At 72.4% G+C, this 16,666-nt stretch carries 14 protein-coding genes; 7 read left to right on the forward strand and 7 right to left on the reverse strand.

The window, feature by feature from the left end:
* Positions 1-31 precede the first annotated feature (31 nt).
* Entirely contained in the window at positions 32-331 is a 300-nt protein-coding gene (locus HLI28_RS09805) for a DUF1905 domain-containing protein (RefSeq protein WP_171247339.1), read from the forward strand.
* Positions 332-342: 11 nt separating this feature from the next.
* Here HLI28_RS09805 and HLI28_RS09810 read toward each other — a convergent pair whose 3' ends face one another.
* Entirely contained in the window at positions 343-969 is a 627-nt protein-coding gene (locus tag HLI28_RS09810; protein ID WP_171247412.1) for a MarC family protein, read from the reverse strand.
* Positions 966-1,826 (reverse strand): PHP domain-containing protein, encoded by an 861-nt coding sequence (locus HLI28_RS09815; protein ID WP_343035767.1) that lies wholly within the window; start codon positions 1,824-1,826, stop codon positions 966-968. The genes HLI28_RS09810 and HLI28_RS09815 overlap by 4 nt, the downstream gene beginning before the upstream one ends.
* 91 nt (positions 1,827-1,917) lie before the next feature.
* Between HLI28_RS09815 and HLI28_RS09820 the strand changes: the two genes are divergently transcribed.
* Both HLI28_RS09820 and HLI28_RS09825 read left to right on the forward strand, forming a co-directional pair.
* Positions 1,918-2,667 (forward strand): alpha/beta fold hydrolase, encoded by a 750-nt coding sequence (locus HLI28_RS09820; RefSeq protein ID WP_343035768.1) that lies wholly within the window; start codon positions 1,918-1,920, stop codon positions 2,665-2,667.
* A 55-nt stretch (positions 2,668-2,722) separates the two neighbouring features.
* Positions 2,723-4,252: an aminopeptidase P family protein gene (locus HLI28_RS09825; protein ID WP_171247342.1), complete on the forward strand. Its 1,530-nt coding sequence runs from the start codon at positions 2,723-2,725 to the stop codon at positions 4,250-4,252.
* Between the two features lie 17 nt (positions 4,253-4,269).
* Here HLI28_RS09825 and HLI28_RS09830 read toward each other — a convergent pair whose 3' ends face one another.
* The 4 genes from HLI28_RS09830 to HLI28_RS09845 form a co-directional block, all read right to left on the reverse strand.
* Positions 4,270-4,899, reverse strand: a complete 630-nt coding sequence (locus HLI28_RS09830; protein WP_171247343.1) for a CYTH domain-containing protein — start codon at positions 4,897-4,899, stop codon at positions 4,270-4,272.
* 28 nt (positions 4,900-4,927) lie between these two features.
* Positions 4,928-5,785, reverse strand: a complete 858-nt coding sequence (locus HLI28_RS09835; protein WP_171247344.1) for a D-alanyl-D-alanine carboxypeptidase family protein — start codon at positions 5,783-5,785, stop codon at positions 4,928-4,930.
* Positions 5,786-5,950: 165 nt separating this feature from the next.
* Positions 5,951-7,003, reverse strand: a complete 1,053-nt coding sequence (locus tag HLI28_RS09840) for a hemolysin family protein (protein WP_171247345.1) — start codon at positions 7,001-7,003, stop codon at positions 5,951-5,953.
* Entirely contained in the window at positions 7,000-8,340 is a 1,341-nt protein-coding gene (locus HLI28_RS09845; protein ID WP_171247346.1) for a CNNM domain-containing protein, read from the reverse strand. The genes HLI28_RS09840 and HLI28_RS09845 overlap by 4 nt, the downstream gene beginning before the upstream one ends.
* 136 nt (positions 8,341-8,476) lie before the next feature.
* On the opposite strand from HLI28_RS09845, the gene HLI28_RS09850 reads away from it, so the two are divergent.
* The 3 genes from HLI28_RS09850 to HLI28_RS09860 all read left to right on the forward strand — a co-directional run bounded on the left by HLI28_RS09850 (position 8,477) and on the right by HLI28_RS09860 (position 14,415).
* Positions 8,477-9,205 (forward strand): response regulator transcription factor, encoded by a 729-nt coding sequence (locus HLI28_RS09850; RefSeq protein ID WP_171247347.1) that lies wholly within the window; start codon positions 8,477-8,479, stop codon positions 9,203-9,205.
* Positions 9,206-9,207: 2 nt separating this feature from the next.
* Positions 9,208-10,302, forward strand: coding sequence for an ATP-binding protein (locus HLI28_RS09855; protein ID WP_171247348.1), 1,095 nt, complete (start codon positions 9,208-9,210; stop codon positions 10,300-10,302).
* A gap of 270 nt (positions 10,303-10,572) precedes the next feature.
* Positions 10,573-14,415, forward strand: a complete 3,843-nt coding sequence (locus HLI28_RS09860) for a multifunctional oxoglutarate decarboxylase/oxoglutarate dehydrogenase thiamine pyrophosphate-binding subunit/dihydrolipoyllysine-residue succinyltransferase subunit (protein ID WP_171247413.1) — start codon at positions 10,573-10,575, stop codon at positions 14,413-14,415.
* 77 nt (positions 14,416-14,492) lie between these two features.
* On the opposite strand, the gene HLI28_RS09865 is transcribed toward HLI28_RS09860, so the two are convergent.
* The gene (locus HLI28_RS09865) at positions 14,493-15,485 is read right to left on the reverse strand and encodes an aldo/keto reductase (RefSeq protein ID WP_171247349.1); all 993 of its coding nucleotides are present in this window, start codon (positions 15,483-15,485) and stop codon (positions 14,493-14,495) included.
* An 80-nt stretch (positions 15,486-15,565) separates the two neighbouring features.
* Between HLI28_RS09865 and HLI28_RS09870 the strand changes: the two genes are divergently transcribed.
* Positions 15,566-16,501 carry an aldose epimerase family protein gene (locus HLI28_RS09870; protein ID WP_171247350.1) on the forward strand — a complete coding sequence of 312 codons (936 nt, stop codon included), beginning with the start codon at positions 15,566-15,568 and terminating at the stop codon, positions 16,499-16,501.
* The last annotated feature ends 165 nt before the right edge of the window (positions 16,502-16,666 follow it).

The following is a 16,666-nucleotide window of genomic DNA, read 5'->3' on the forward strand; positions in this document are numbered from 1 at the left end:
CGCCGTCGGGGGCCTGACGTACCGTGAGCCCGTGGAGCTCACGTTCACCGCACCGCTGTGGCGGTGGGACGCACGGCAGGACGACTCCTGGTGGTTCGTCACCGTGCCGCCGGACGAGTCCGACCTGCTCGCCGACGTCCCGCTGCCGCCCCGCGGCTTCGGGTCGATCCGCGTCCGGGTCAGCGTCGGGTCGACGACGTGGCAGACGTCCGTGTTCCCGTCCCAGGACCAGAACGGCTACGTGCTGCCGATGAAGAAGGCCGTGCGACAGGCCGAGGGCCTGGAGCCGGGCGCCGCGGTCGAGGTCACCCTCTCCCCGCTCGACGCCTGACCCCAGGACCCTCACGCCGTCGCGATGAACTCCATGACGCCGTCGGCGATCTGCTGCACGGCGATCGCGGCGAGCAGGATGCCGGCGATCCGGGTGATGAGCGTGACGCCGGAGTCCTTGAGCACGCGGTGCAGCACCTCGGCGAAGCGCATCGCCAGGTACAGCGAGACGTGCACCAGCACGATGGCGAGCGCGATGGCCCCCACCGGGGGCACCCAGTCCCCCTCGATGTCGGCCTGCTGCACGAACACCATCGTGGCCACGATCGCGCCCGGTCCCGCCAGCAGGGGCGTACCCAGCGGGACCAGGGCCACGTTCGCCCCCGGTGTCGCCGCCGTCGCCTCGCCGGTGTCGAAGTGGCCGATGAGCAGCTGCATCGCCACGATGAGCAGCAGCAGACCCCCCGACGCCTGCAGCGCGGCGAGCGAGATCCCCATGTACGACAGCAGCTGCTGACCGAAGAGCGCGAAGACCACGATCACGCAGAACGCGACCGTCACCGCCTGCAGGGCCGCACGGCTGCGCTGCTTGGCCCCCATCGTGGAGGTCAGCGCGAGAAACACCGGGATCGTCCCGGGCGGGTCCATGATCACCCACAGCGTCACGAAGACCTGGGTGAACAGGGTCAGGTCGATCATCGTGTCCACGGCCGCAGCACCTCCAGCGTTCCCCTCTCCTCGATCTCCGCCAGCACGTCCGGGTCGGTGGTGTGCTCGCCCAGGCGATTCTGCTTGCCGACCCCGTGGTAGTCGCTCGCACCGGTGACGAGCAGCCCCAGCTCGCGCGCGAGCCCCCGCATCCTGTCACGGTCGTCGGCGGAGTGGTCCCGGTGGTCGGCCTCGAGCCCGGCCAGGCCGACCTCGGCCAGCTCGGCGATCGTCTCCTCCGTGACCACGCGCCCGCGCCGGCCCGCCCGCGGGTGCGCCATGACGGGCACACCGCCCGCGGCCAGCACGGCCCGCACGGCGTCCGCGGTGTCCGGGGCGTAGTGCGGCACGTAGTACGGGGCTCCCGGGTGCAGCATCGTCGCGAACGCCTCGTCACGGTGCGCGACCACCCCGGCCGCCACCAGGGCGTCCGCCAGGTGCGGCCGGCCGACCGTGGCGCCGCCGTGGGTCTGGGCCACGACGTCCTCCCACGTCACCGGGTAGTCGTCGGCGAGGCGCTCGGTCATGCGCCGGGCCCGCTGCACGCGGTCGTCCCGGGTGCGCTGCAGCTCCGCCAGCAGCGCGGGGTGCTCCCGGTCGTGCAGGTAGCCGAGCAGGTGCACGCTGATCCCGCCCTCGGGCGTGCGCGCCCGCGTCGAGATCTCGATGCCGCGCACCAGCGCCACGCCGGTGTCCGCCACGGCTGCCGCCGCCTCGTCCCACCCGGCGGTGGAGTCGTGGTCGGTCAGCGCCACGACGGTCACGCCGGCCGACGCCGCGGCCTCGAGGACGCCGCGTGGGGTGTCCGTGCCGTCCGAGGCACGGGAATGGGTATGGAGGTCGATCACGCGCCAAGTGTAGGGAAGCGCCGCCATGCCCTCACACGCTCTCCACGCGCCCCCCGGCGGGCGGGCGCACCGGAGGGGGAGGATGGAGATCGTGAGTGCCGCCCTGCTCGAACCCCACGCCCCGACGACACCGACCCGACAGGTCGGTGTCGTGCTCGTGCACGGCATGCGCCAGGACGGCTCGGCCTGGGCGCGGCAGGTGGACCACCTGGAGTCGCTGGGGCACTCGGCCGTCGCCGTCGACCTGCCCGGTCACGGACGGCGGATGTCCGAGCGCTTCTCGTTCCGTCGGGCCTGGGACCACCTCGACGACGCCGTCGCCTCGTTCCCCCGCGACACCCCGGTGATGATGGTCGGCCAGTCGCTCGGCGGCTACGTCTCCCTCGGCTGGGCCGCCCAGCGGACGACGCCGGACGAGGACCGACCGCTGCTCGGCGTCGTCGCCTCCGGGTGCAGCACCGAGCCGCGGGGCAAGCCCGTCCGCCTGTACCGGGACGTGGCCGACGGGCTGGTCCGCGCCGGGAGCTCGGTCATGCGCCGCCTGGCTCCCGGAGCCGGGAACGACCGGGACGACCGGCCGGGCTGGGACCTCGTCACCGACGCGCTGGGCGAGCTGTCCGGCTGGTCGGCGCTGGCGGACCTCGAGGCGGTCGACGTCCCGGTGTGGCTGGTCAACGGGGCACGCTGCCACCTGCGCTGGCAGGAGCAGCGCTTCGCCCGGACCGCGGACCGGGGTGCGCTCGTCGTCGTCCCCGGGATCGGCCACGACGTCCACCTGGACGCACCGGACGACTACAACCGCGTGCTGAGCCGCGCGCTGGCGGACTTCGCCCGCGACTGACCCCCGCCGGTCCGGGAAGCCTCACCCGGCCCTCCCGAGGTGCGAGACTGGGCCCATGAGCGACACCACCCCGGTCGACCGACCCAGCGACGAGACGATCACCGAGCGCGGCAGCAACCGTTCGCAGCGCCCGACCTCGGACGCGTTCAAGCAGTTCATCACCTCCCGGTGGGCGCCCCGGCAGGACCTCGGCGTCACGCCGGGCCGGGCCGTCCCGTTCACCGCGGCCCGGCGGGCCCGGCTCTCGGCGCGCTTCGCCGGCACCCGCCTGGTGATCCCCGCGGGGCCGCTGAAGCAGCGGTCGAACGACACCGACTACCGGTTCCGGCCGCACTCGGCGTTCGCTCACCTCACCGGTTTCGGCACCGACCAGGAGCCCGACGCCGTGCTGGTCCTGCACCCGACCGCCGAGGGCGAGGGCGACGGCGGCTCGCAGCACCACGCCGTGCTGTACGTGCGTCCCCTCGCACCGCGCGACACCGAGGAGTTCTACGCGGACTCCCGCTACGGCGAGTTCTGGGTCGGCGCCCGTCCGACGCTGGACGACGTCACCACGGCGACCGGCATCGAGGCCCGCCACGTCGACGAGCTGCGGGAGGCGCTGGCCAAGGACGTCGGCACCGACGGCGTGCAGGTGCTGGTGATCGCCGAGGCCGACGAGGAGATCACGGCGGTGATCGAGGCGATCCGCACCGAGGCCGGCACCCAGGAGCAGGCGCAGGACGACGCCCTCGCCGAAGCCGCCTCCGAGCTGCGCCTGGTCAAGGACGAGCTCGAGGTCGAGCTCATGCGTGACGCCGTCGCCCGCACCATCGACGGGTTCGAGGAGGTCGTCCGCTCCCTGCCGCGCGCGGTGGAGCACCGCCGCGGGGAGCGCGTCATCGAGACGGCGTTCGACGCCCACGCCCGGCTCGAGGGCAACACGGTCGGCTACGAGACCATCGCCGCCGCCGGCGATCACGCCACGACGCTGCACTGGATCACGAACGACGGCGTGGTCCGCCGTGGCGAGATGGTGCTGCTGGACGCGGGCGTCGAGATCGACGAGCTCTACACCGCCGACGTCACCCGCACCCTGCCCGTGGACGGCGAGTACACCGAGGTCCAGCGCCGGATCTACACCGCGGTGCTCGACGCCGCCGACGCCGCGTTCGCCGTGGCGAGGCCGGGGGCGCGGTTCCGCGACATCCACGCCGCCGCGATGGAGGTCATCGCCGCCCGGCTCGAGGAGTGGGGCCTGCTGCCCGTCTCCGCCGAGGAGTCCCTGTCGCCGGAAGGTCAGCAGCACCGCCGCTGGATGGTGCACGGCACCTCGCACCACCTCGGCCTCGACGTGCACGACTGCGCGCAGGCCCGCCGCGAGATGTACCTCGACGGCGTCCTCGAGCCCGGGATGGTGTTCACGATCGAGCCCGGCCTGTACTTCAAGGCGGACGACCTCGCCGTGCCGGAGGAGTACCGCGGCATCGGCGTGCGCATCGAGGACGACGTCCTGGTCACCGCCGACGGCAACGAGAACCTCTCGGCGGCGCTCCCCCGGCGGCCGGAGGACGTCGAGGCCTGGATGGCCCGGCTGCGCGGCTGACCGGAGGGCCGGCCGCGCTACAGGCCGCCGAGCTCCTGGTTCGGACCGAAGTCCTCCCGGAACGCGGGCCCGTGCGCGGCCAGCTCCTCGGCGTAGGCGGCCGCCCACTCCCCGTAGGGCCGCACCGCCAGGGACTCGTTGGAGAAGCGGCGGTCGTCGGTGATCTCGGTGACGCAGAAGTCGGGGATCTGCAGCTCGGTCACCGGGCCGGACCGTTCGCACTCGGCCACGATCAGCGGGTGGTTCGCGCCGCCGAAGACGTCGATCGACCAGCCGTCCGCGCCGAGCCAGGCGGCGTAGCGCGTCTTGACGACGCGCGCGCCGCCCCGGCGCACGAGCTCGACCGCGACGAGGGGGTCGAGCTCCCGCTCCGCCTCGTAGCGCGTGCCGCCGGCGGAGGGCCCCTTGACCGTCATCGCGGCGAAGTCGACCCGGTCACGCCACCGGGCGAGGACGTCGCGGGCGTCGCTCGTCGCGTCGAGGGCCGCTTCCACTCCCCCGGCCTGGGCACGGACGCGCAGGGCGTAGCCGCCGTCGGACAGGTAGTAGGACTGGACGATCAACGACGGCGCGTCGCGCAGGACGTCGGGCAGGTCGCGCACCAGGAAGCGCCGCTCGAACTCGAAGTCGGAGTAGTCCGTGGCCATGGGTCGAGACTACGCCGCCGTGCTCGGCTCAGTGCCAGTAGGAGACTTCCTCGACGCCGGCACGGAACTCGAAGTGCCACGGCTCGTACTTGCCGGACCCGCCCCGCTGGGCCCACGGCGGGTTCTCCCACCCGTAGGCCGGCGCGTTGTCCCAGAGCCAGCCGTAGACCTCCGAGCTCCCCGTCTCCTTCGAGCACAGGTCGATCGCGAGTCCCCAGCCGTGCATCGAGGTGCCCGGCGTCGCCGCGAGGTAGCCGCGGCTGGCCTTCACGGCGTACTGGGAGGACAGGGACCGGTAGCTGTCGACCAGGCAGAGGTTGCGGCCGAACCGCGCGTTGAACGCCTCGTTGAGGGCGCTCAGGGCGACGGCGGCGTCGGGCCGCAGCTGTTCGCCGGGCTGCCAGAGGTCGCACAGCGAGTGGTCGGCGAGCTGCCCGTTGCCGCCGTCGACCGGGGCCGAGGGGTCGCAGTCGGGCAGCGGCTCACGGTCGGCCGAGGCGCGGCTCGCGACGTCGACGGTGTTGCGCTCGCGCGGGACCGCGGCGATGGAGGACGCGGTGGGCGGCGTCGACGCGCCGGACTGGAGCAGCGCGAGCGTGGAGGGACCCGACGACGTCGGGTCGTCCAGGTCGAAGGGCGACCGCTCGTCACCCTGCGCTCCGGCGGTCAGCGGCCCCGCGATCGTCGCGGCGGCCAGGGAGCCGAGCACGGTCGCCCGGGTGATCCAGGTGTGCCCCGCCGGGGCGGCGTGGGCCCCGCGGGACCGTGCCCGGCCCCCCGCGGGCCGACGGGTGCGGGCCGTCCGGCCCGACCGGCCCTGCTCGGCCTCACGGATCTCTCGACGGGAGCGCGGGGTCGCGGCGTCACCCTGCGGCGTCGCGTCCACTCCACCTCCTGCGTCCGGCCGCGCCCTGCGCGGCCATGTCGTGCATCTCCCGGTCGACCTGCGACGATATCGCTTCCGCGAACCGCCGGTGTCGGTCTGTGACCGCACCCTAGCGGTGGCCCGCCCCCCGTCCAAGTCCCCCCTTGTTCACACCTTGTTCATGCCTCAACGCCGGCGCTGCATCGCGTCACGAACCTCGCCGACGAGCTCCTCGAGGATGTCCTCCAGGAAGACCACGCCGACCGTGCGTCCGCCGTCGTCGACCCGGGCGAGGTGCGCACCGGAGCGCTGCATCGCCCGCAGCGTGTCCTCGACCTCGTCGGTCGGGGCGACCGTCGCCATGGCGCGGACGCGCCACGTCGGGACCGGCCGGGAACGGTTGCCGTTGGTGGCGTACAGCACGTCCTTGAGGTGCAGATAGCCCAGCAGGCTCGCCGCACCCGCGTCGTCGTCCGGTGCGGCCATCGGGAAGCGGCTGTAGCCCGTGCGGGACACCTCGTGCTCGACGTCGTCCGGGGTGGCTCCGGGTGACACGGTCACCAGGGCGTCGACAGGCACCATCACGTCCCGCGCCGTGCGCGAGGAGAACTCGATGGCTCCCGTGAGCAGTCCCTCGTCGTCCTCGAGCACGCCCTCGGCGCGTGAGGCCTCGACGATCGACTGCACCTCCTCGACGGTGAACGCGGAGGCCACCTCGTCCTTGGGCTCGACGCCCAGCAGGCGGATCACGTGGTTCGCGATCCAGTTCAGCGCCACGATGACGGGGCGCACGAACCGCGCGATGAGGACCAGCGGCGGCGCGAACCACAGGGCGGCACGCTCCGGACCGGTCACCGCGAGGTTCTTCGGCACCATCTCGCCGAGCACGACGTGCAGGTAGACGACGATGCCGAGCGCGATGACCAGCGCCACGGGGTGCACGAGCTGCTCGGGGATCCCCATCGTCTCGAAGGGACCCTCCAGCAGGTGCGCCAGGGCGGGCTCGGCGATGATGCCGAGCCCCGTGGAGCACACCGTGATGCCCAGCTGGGCGCAGGCCAGCATCAGGGACACGTTCTCCATCGCCCACAGCACGACCTTGGCGCGCTTCTCCCCCGCCTCGGCCCGGGGTTCGATGGTGCTGCGCCGCACGGACAGCACGGCGAACTCCGCCCCCACGAAGAAGGCGTTGCCCACCAGCAGCAGCAGACCGATCAGCAGGGCGCTCCCGGTGCTCATGCGGATCCCCCCTGCCGCGACCGCGCGCGCAGCCGTTCGATGCGTCGTCCGTCGATCAGGTCGACACGGAGCACGACGTCGTCGACCTGGACCTCGTCCCCGATCTCCGGGAGCCGTCCCAGGTGCGCCATCACCAGACCGCCGAGCGTCTCGTAGGAGGGCGCCTCCGGGACGCAGAGGCCGGTGGCCTCCTCCAGCTCGTCGGGGCGCAGGACGCCGGGGACGGACCAGGCGCCGTCGGCCAGGCCGGCGACCCCGCCACGGCGGCGGTCGTGCTCGTCGGTGACGTCGCCGACGAGCTCCTCGACGACGTCCTCCAGCGTCACGACGCCGGAGGTGCCGCCGTACTCGTCGACCACGACGGCCATCTGCAGGCCCAGCCCCCGCAGCTCGACGAGCAGCGGGCCGAGGCTGACGGTCTCGGGCACCCGCGGGGCCTCGACCATCAGCGCACCGGCCGGCACCTCGTCGCGGCGCTCGAAGGGCACGGAGACCGCACGGCGCAGGTGCACGAGGCCCACGACGTCGTCCCGGTCGTCGCCGATCACCGGGAACCGGGAGTGGCCGGTGCGGTGGGCGAGCGAGACGACCTCCGTCGCGCTGGTGTCACGGTTGACCACCACCATGCGGGTGCGATCGGTCATGACGTCCCGGGCGACCAGCTCGTCGAGCTCGAGCAGGTTCGCCAGCAGCGTCGCCGTGCCCTTCTCGAGCGTCCCCTCCTGGGCCGACCGTCGGACCAGCGAGACGAGCTCGGTCGCCGAGCGCGCACCGGAGAGCTCCTCGCGCGGCTCGACGCCCATCCGGCGCAGGATCGCGTTGGCGGACCCGTTGAGGACGCGGATGAGCGGCCCCGCGGCGATCGTGAAGGCACGCTGCAGCGGCACCACCGCCCGCGCGGTGCCGTGCGGCGCCGAGAGGGCGAAGTTCTTCGGGATGAGCTCGCCGAAGAGCATCGAGAACCCGTTGACCACGACGAGCGCGAGGGTGAAGGCCAGCACGGCGGACACGCCCTCGCCCAACGGCGTCCCGGCGAAGGACGCCCCGAACAGCGACAGCAGCGCCGGCTGGGCGGTGTAGCCCAGCAGGATGGTGGTGGCGGTGATCCCGACCTGCGCGGAGCTCAGCTCCGTGGACAGGTGCTTCAGCCCGGCTCGGACGATGCGGTCCCGACGATCGGGGCCCCTCCGGCCGGGCGAGGGACTGTCGCCCTCCTCGTCGTCGGCCCCCACGACCGCGGGGTCCAAGGTCACCAGGGAGAACTCGCTGGCCACGAAGATCGCGGTACCGGCGGTGAGCAGCACACCGACACCGAGCATGAGCACGTCGGTCAGCACGGCAGGCTCCAGCTGCTCGGCGGACCGGTATATCGACTGTCGTCCATCGTGGGCAGATCGTATCGGCTCCGCGGCAGCGCCCGCCACGCCAGCCTCTGCCCAGCGAAACCTCAGGTTGTGCGTGCAAGATGGGGTCATGACCACCACTGCGAGCGGGCCCGGCCAGGGCCAGCAGAACGCCACCGTCCTCGTCGTGGAGGACGAGCCGGCCATCGCGACGGCCATCGCGCAGCGCCTCTCCGCGGAGGGATGGCGGGTCGAGGTCGCCCGCGACGGGCTCGCCGGCGTGGACGCCGCCGCCCGCCTGCACCCGGACGCCGTCGTGCTGGACGTGATGCTGCCGGGGCTCGACGGGCTGGAGGTCTGCCGCCGGATCCAGGCCGAGCACCCGACGCCGATCCTCATGCTCACCGCCCGGGACGACGAGACCGACATGATCATCGGCCTCGGCGTGGGCGCGGACGACTACATGACCAAGCCCTTCTCGATGCGCGAGCTGGTCGCCCGGGTCAAGGCCCTGCTGCGCCGCGTGGAGCGTGCCGCGCAGGCCGCGGCGTCGGCACCGGCCGAGCCCCCGCTCGTCGCCGGCGACGTGACGATCGACCGCGCCCAGCGACGGGTGCACCGTGAGGGCGAGGAGGTGCACCTGACGCCGACGGAGTTCGAGCTGCTGGTCATGCTGGCCAGCGCGCCCAAGACGGTCCAGACCCGGGAGAAGCTGCTCGCGGAGGTCTGGGACTGGGCCGACGCCAGCGGCACCCGCACCGTCGACTCCCACATCAAGGCGCTGCGTCGCAAGCTCGGTTCGGAGCTCATCCGCACGGTGCACGGGGTCGGCTACGCGTTCGAGCCCCCGGCGGACTGAGCGTGGGATCCGCTCACGACGACGGCGGTGACCGACGGCGCGAGCACCGCCTCCGGGACGTCCGCCCCCTCGACCCGATCCACTCCCTCAAGGCCAAGCTCGGGCTGCTGGTGGTCGCCAGCGTCACCGTCGGGGTGCTCATCACCTGGGTGGGTCTGCGCAACGACCTCGGCCCCAGCCGCACGTTCCCGCTGGCGATCATCGTCTCGCTGGTGCTCACGCAGCTCCTGGCCCGGGGCATGACGTCCCCCCTGCGCGAGATGACGGCCGCGGCACGGGCCATGGCGGACGGCGACTACTCGATCCGGGTGCGCTCGACCAGCCGCGACGAGGTCGGCCAGCTCGCCGAGGCGTTCAACACGATGGCGGGCGACCTGGAGTCGTCCGACCGGATCCGCCGTGACCTGATCGCGAACGTCTCGCACGAGCTGCGCACGCCCGTCGCCGCCCTGCAGGCACAGCTCGAGAACCTCGTCGACGGGGTCTCCGAACCCACCCCGGCGACGCTCGAGCTGTCGCTGCAGCAGACCGAGCGGCTCACGCGGCTCGTCACCTACCTGCTGGACCTGTCGCGCGTCGAGGCCGGCGCGTCGGCGCTGACGCTGACGCAGTTCTCGGTGGGCGACTTCCTCGAGGAGTGCGCGGAGTCCATGTCGATGGTGGACGCCGCCAAGGGGTTGGCCTACGTCGTGGACGTCACCCCCGAGGACCTCGTGCTGGAGGCCGACGTCGAACGGATCCGGCAGGTGGTGACCAACCTGCTGCAGAACGCGATCCGGCACTCGCCGCACGGCGGCACGGTGCGCCTGGACGCCTACCCGGAGCAGGACGACGTCGTCATCGAGGTGAGCGACGAGGGGCCCGGCATCGCGCCCGAGGACCGCGAGCGCGTCTTCGAACGGTTCGCCAGCGGCGCCCCGAGCGTCCGGTCGGTGGCGAGCACGAGCGGCGGCACCGGCATCGGGCTGGCGATCGTGCGGTGGGCCGTGGACCTCCACGGCGGTCACGTCGCGGTCGCCGACACCGAGTCCGGCGCGACGATGCGGGTGACCCTGCCGGCCGAGGCGCGCCCCGCTCCGGGAGTGACCACCGAGTAGGAGCACCTCGCCGATCGTGAGATCGGTCACACGGGCCGCCGTCCGACCCGCGGCCGTGAGCCGGTCATGACGCCGGACGAGACAACGACACCCGCACCTTTGACGACCGATTACCCACCCGTCACGCACGGGTGGGCAAGACCTTGTCCACCGCGCCAGGGCGCCGACCCCGGGCGCTGCAGAACCGGCAGGACGGCTTACGCTGGTGGGGTCCGACCATCGGGCGGCAGTACCAAGCATGCAATCTGGGAAGTGGGCGATCCGGGCGTGGTGTCCCCCAAGGCAGGGTCAGAGTCGATCAGCGCCGAGAGCGCGTCGTTCGGAGCCAACGAGTGGCTCGTCGACGAGCTCTACGAGCAGTACCTGAAGGACAAGAACGCGGTCGACCCCGCGTGGTGGGACTTCTTCGAGGACTACACCCCGGGCGAGTCGGACGAGACGCCGTCGAACGGCTCCCCGGCGCCGACCGAGACGACGGCGGCCTCGGCCGCGTCCGCCCCGGCCGAGGCGGAGACCGAGGCCGAGACCGAGGAGCCCTCGCGTGCTGAGCAGGGGACCTCCTCGGCCGCGGACGGGACCGCAGCGGCGGAGGTCTCCCAGGCGTCCGCGCCCGCCCCCGTACCGGCCGACCCGGAGATCTCCGCGGCGGACGCACCGGTCGCCGAGGCACTGCCCGCCACGGCTCCCTACGCCGAGGTCGCCCGCACCGAGCCGGAGTCCGACGAGGACGAGGCCACGGACGACGTGCAGAAGCTGCGTGGTCCCGCCGCGCGCGTGGTGACGAACATGGAGGCCTCGCTCGAGGTGCCGACCGCGACGTCGGTGCGCGCGGTCCCCGCCAAGCTGATGGTCGACAACCGCATCGTCATCAACAACCACCTCAAGCGCGGCCGCGGCGGCAAGATCTCGTTCACGCACCTCATCGGCTTCGCCCTCGTCGAGGCGCTGGCCGACATGCCGGTGATGAACGCGCACTACGAGCACACCGACGGCAAGCCGCACGTGGTCCACCCCGCGCACGTCGGGTTCGGCCTCGCCATCGACCTGGCCAAGCCGGACGGCTCGCGCCAGCTGCTCGTGCCGAGCATCAAGAAGGCCGAGGAGCTCGACTTCGCGGGCTTCTGGGCCGCCTACGAGGAGCTCGTGCGCAAGGCGCGCGGGGGCAAGCTCGGCATGGACGACTTCGCCGGCACCACGATCTCGCTGACCAACCCCGGCGGCATCGGCACCGTGCACTCGGTCCCCCGCCTCATGCAGGGGCAGGGCACCATCATCGGCGTCGGCGCCATGGACTACCCGGCGGAGTTCGCCGGCGCCTCCGAGGAGCAGCTCGCCCGGATGGGCGTCTCGAAGGTCATGACGGTCACGTCGACCTACGACCACCGCATCATCCAGGGTGCGCAGTCCGGCGAGTTCCTCAAGATCCTGGCGGGCAAGCTGCTCGGCCTGGACGGCTTCTACGACCGCGTCTTCGCGGCGCTGCGGATCCCCTACGAGCCGGTGCGCTGGGTCCGCGACAACACGGTCGACGCCGACGTCGAGGCGGCCAAGCCCGCCAAGATCGCCGAGCTCATCCACTCCTACCGCTCGCGCGGCCACCTCATGGCGGACACCGACCCGCTCGCCTACCGCCAGCGCAAGCACCCCGACCTCGACATCCAGAACCACGGGCTGACGCTGTGGGACCTGGACCGGTCGTTCCCGACCGGCGGCTTCGGCGGTACCCCGAAGGCGACGCTGCGCGACACGCTCGGCCTGCTGCGCGACTCCTACTGCCGCTCGATCGGCATCGAGTACATGCACCTGTCCGACCCGACCCAGCGCAAGTGGCTGCAGGACCGGCTCGAGCACGGCTACGCCCGTACCCCGCGCGAGGACCAGCTGCGGATCCTGCGCCGGCTGAACTCGGCCGAGGCCTTCGAGACGTTCCTGCAGACCAAGTACGTCGGCCAGAAGCGGTTCTCCCTCGAGGGCGGCGAGGCCGTCATCCCGCTGCTCGACGCGATCCTGTCCAAGGCCGCCGAGAACGGGCTCGACGAGGTCGGCGTCGGCATGGCGCACCGCGGTCGTCTCAACGTGCTGGCCAACATCGCCGGCAAGAGCTACGGCCAGATCTTCAAGGAGTTCGAGGGCCAGATCGACCCGAAGTCCGTCCAGGGCTCCGGCGACGTCAAGTACCACCTCGGCACCGAGGGGACCTTCACCGCCGAGTCCGGTGCCACGACGAAGGTCTACCTGGCCGCCAACCCGTCCCACCTGGAGGCCGTGGACCCCGTCCTCGAGGGCATCGTGCGGGCCAAGCAGGACCGGATCGACCTCGGCGGCGACGGGTTCTCCGTGCTGCCGCTGCTCATCCACGGCGACGCGGCCTTCGCGGGCCAGGGTGTCGTACCGGAGGTGCTCAACCTCGCCCAGCTGCGCGGCTACCGCACCGGCGGCACGATCCACGTCGTCATCAACAACCAGGTCGGCTTCACCACGGGCCCGTCCTCGTCGCGTTCGACGACGTACTCCACCGACGTGGCCAAGGGCTACCAGGTCCCCGTCTTCCACGTGAACGGTGACGACCCGGAGGCCTGCGTCCGCGTGGCCGAGCTCGCCTTCGCCTACCGCGAGCAGTTCGACCGGGACGTCATCATCGACATGGTCTGCTACCGCCGGCGCGGGCACAACGAGGGCGACGACCCCTCGATGACGCAGCCGCTGATGTACAACCTCATCGAGGCCAAGCAGTCGGTGCGCAAGCTCTACACGAAGAACCTCGTGGCCCGCGGCGACATCACCGTCGAGGAGGCCGAGCAGGCGCTCAAGGACTACCAGGCACAGCTCGAGCGGGTCTTCACCGAGACCAAGGGCTCGTCCTCGTCCGACCGCTCCTCCGGCACGGAGGAGATCGCCGGGCTGGAGCGTCCGGAGTCGCAGCGTGAGGACGCCGGCACGATGGTCGGCTGGAAGACGGCGATCCCGCACGCCGTCCTGGAGCGCGTCGGTGACGTCCAGGTCCAGCCGCCCGAGGGCTTCACGGTCCACCCCAAGCTCGGCAAGCTGCTCGAGAAGCGCCAGCTCATGGCCAAGGAGGGCGACATCGACTGGGGCTTCGGCGAGCTCGTGGCCTTCGGGTCGCTGCTCATCGAGGGCACGCCGGTGCGGCTCGCGGGACAGGACTCGCGCCGCGGCACGTTCACGCAGCGCCACGCCGTCCTGCACGACCGGCACACGGGTGCGGAGTGGACCCCGCTGCTGTACCTGTCGGGCGACCAGGCGAAGTTCTGGGTGTACGACTCCTCGCTGAGCGAGTACGCGGCCCTCGGCTTCGAGTACGGCTACTCGGTCGAGCGCCCGGACGCCCTGGTGCTCTGGGAGGCGCAGTTCGGCGACTTCGTCAACGGCGCGCAGACCGTCATCGACGAGTTCATCTCCTCCGCCGAGCAGAAGTGGGGCCAGAACTCCTCGGTCGTCATGCTGCTCCCGCACGGGTACGAGGGACAGGGTCCGGACCACTCCTCGGCCCGGCCCGAGCGGTTCCTCCAGCTCGCCGCGGAGAACAACATCAGCGTGGCGCAGCCGTCCACGCCGGCCTCGTACGCGCACCTGCTGCGCCGCCAGGCCTACGCCCGTCCGCGGCGCCCGCTCGTGGTGCTGACCCCGAAGCAGCTGCTGCGCCTCAAGGCCGCCGCCTCCAGCGTGGAGGACTTCACCACCGGCACCTTCGAGCCGGTGCTCGGGGACCCCGCGGTGGCCCGCGGGGACGTCGACCCGGCCGGCGTCCGCCGTCTGGTGCTCTGCACGGGTCGCGTCTACTACGACCTGGCCGCCGAGCGCAGCAAGCGCGGGGACACCAGCACGGCGCTGGTGCGCCTCGAGGAGCTGTACCCGTTCCCCGAGGAGCAGGTGCGCGAGCAGATCGCCACGTACCCGGACGCCGAGGTCGTGTGGGTCCAGGACGAGCCGCAGAACCAGGGCGCGTGGTCCTACCTGCACCTGGCGATGCCGGAGGACCTGCCCCGGGTCCAGGTCATCTCCCGACCGGCGTCGGCGTCCACGGCCGCCGGCACCGCGAAGCGGCACAAGGAGGAGCAGGAGATCCTGCTCGACCAGGTCTTCACCCGCTGACGGTCCGGTCAGGCAGCACGAGAAGGGCCCGGGAGCATCCGCTCCCGGGCCCTTCTCGTGCGTCCTGCGCTATCGACTCACCACTTGTCGTGGACGTGCTCGCGGATCGACCCGTCGTAGAGCTCGCGCACGCGGGAGGCGAACAGCGGACCGAGGCTGTGCGCGCCGCCCGCGGCGGCATTGAGCCGCGCCTGCTCCGGGGTGCGCGCACCGGGGATCACGGTGGAGACGCCCGGGCTCTGCCAGACCCACGCGAGCGCGGCCTGGGCCGGGGTGAGGTCCTGCTCGAGCCCCTCGGCCAGCTCGGTGAAGGACGCCGCGGCCTCGACGCCGACCTCGAACGGGACGCCGGAGAACGTCTCGCCGACGTCGAAGGCCTCTCCCCCGCGGTTGAACGTGCGGTGGTCGTCCTCAGCGAAGGTGGTGTCCTTCGTGTAGCGGCCCGACAGCAGGCCGGAGGCCAGGGGGACGCGGGCGATGATCCCGACACCCGCCTCGGACGCCGCGGGCAGGACCTTCTCCAGCGGCTTGTGCCGGAACGCGTTGAGGATGATCTGGACGGTCGCGACGCCGGGCCGTGCGATGGCGGTCAGCGCCTCGTCCACGGTCTCCACCGAGACGCCGTAGGCGGCCGTGACGCCCTCGTCGACGAGGGTGTCCAACGCGTCGTACACCTCGTCGCGGGAGTACACCGGCGTGGGCGGGCAGTGGAGCTGCACCAGGTCGAGCGTGTCGACCCCGAGGTTGGCCCGGGATCGGTCCGTCCAGGAGCGGAAGTTCTCCAGGACGTAGTTCTCCGGCACCTGGTCCGCCCGGCGTCCCATCTTCGTGGCCACGGTGAGACCCTCGTCACGGTGGTCCGCCAGGAAGGCGCCCACCGCCTGCTCGCTGCGGCCGTCACCGTAGACGTCGGCGGTGTCGTAGAAGGTCACGCCGGCCTCGAGCGACGCCTCGAGCACGGCGCGCGACTCGGCGTCGCTCACCTCGCCCCAGTCCCCGCCGAGCTGCCAGGTGCCCAGGCCGACGACCGACACCATCCGGCCGGTCCGGCCGAGTACCCGCTTCTCCATCTGTTTCTCCAAGTCCGTGGGGTCGACCTTCCCACGGTACGCGGCACGCACCGATCGGGCTCGGCGACTACGGTGTGACCGTGAACACGAGCCAGCTCCCCGCGACGGCGCCCGCGCCGTCCGGCACCCAGTACCGCCTGTCCGCCGGCACCCACCGCGCCACGATCACCGAGGTCGGTGCCATGGTGCGGGAGTACTCGGTGGACGGGCGTGACGTCTTCGTCCCCTTCGACGAGCACGAGCCGGCGCCGGTCTTCAACGCCGCCGTCCTGGTGCCCTGGCCGAACCGGCTGCGCGACGGCCGCTACACGACGGACGACGGGGAGACCCACCAGCTCCCGCTGAGCGAACCCGACCGGGCAACGGCGCTGCACGGCCTGGGCTGCTGGTACCGCTGGTCCGCCGTCGAGGTCGCCGACCACGCGGTGACGCTCGAGCTGGCGCTGCCCGCGCAGAAGGGCTGGCCGTTCCAGCTCACGACCCGGGTGCGCTACGCCCTGGACGCCGAGCAGGGCCTCGAGGTCCGCGTGACCACCCGCAACGTCGGCACCGGCACCGCGCCGTACGGGGTCGGGTTCCACCCCTGGCTCTCCGCGGGCGGGGCCGACCTCGACGACTGCACCGTCCGCCTGGACGCGACCGAGCACGTGACGGTCGACGACCGGCTGCTGCCCACCGGCGTCGAGCCGGTCGCGGGCGACCACGACCTGCGCACGACGCGTTCGTTGGCGGGGCTCGACCTCGACGACGCCTGGGTCGGCGCGACCCGTGACGAGCGGGGCCTGTCCTGGTGCCGGCTCGGCTGCCCGGACGGCCGGACCGCCGCCGTCTGGGCGGACACCTCGATGGACTGCTGGCAGGTCTGCTCGGCCGACCACATCACCGGGCACGAGCGTCTCGGCCTGGCCGCGGAGCCGATGAGCTGCTACGCGGACGCGTTCAACACCGGCGACCGGCTCGTGCGTCTGTCCCCGGGCGAGGAGCACGAGGTGCGCTGGGGTGCCACCCTGCTGTGACGGACCACGCCCTGACCGCCGGTCCCCGGCACGACGTCACGAACCCGGCGGGGACGCCTCCCTGTCACCGGGTGACCGCACGCCACGGCGTGGGATCATGCCGTGCCGTGCCAGGTCACGGAACAATGGCGGCGCAAGACTGGGACACGGCAGGGGACGGTGACA

This window comes from Isoptericola sediminis (assembly GCF_013085345.1).
GTDB classification, from domain to species: domain Bacteria; phylum Actinomycetota; class Actinomycetes; order Actinomycetales; family Cellulomonadaceae; genus Isoptericola; species Isoptericola sediminis.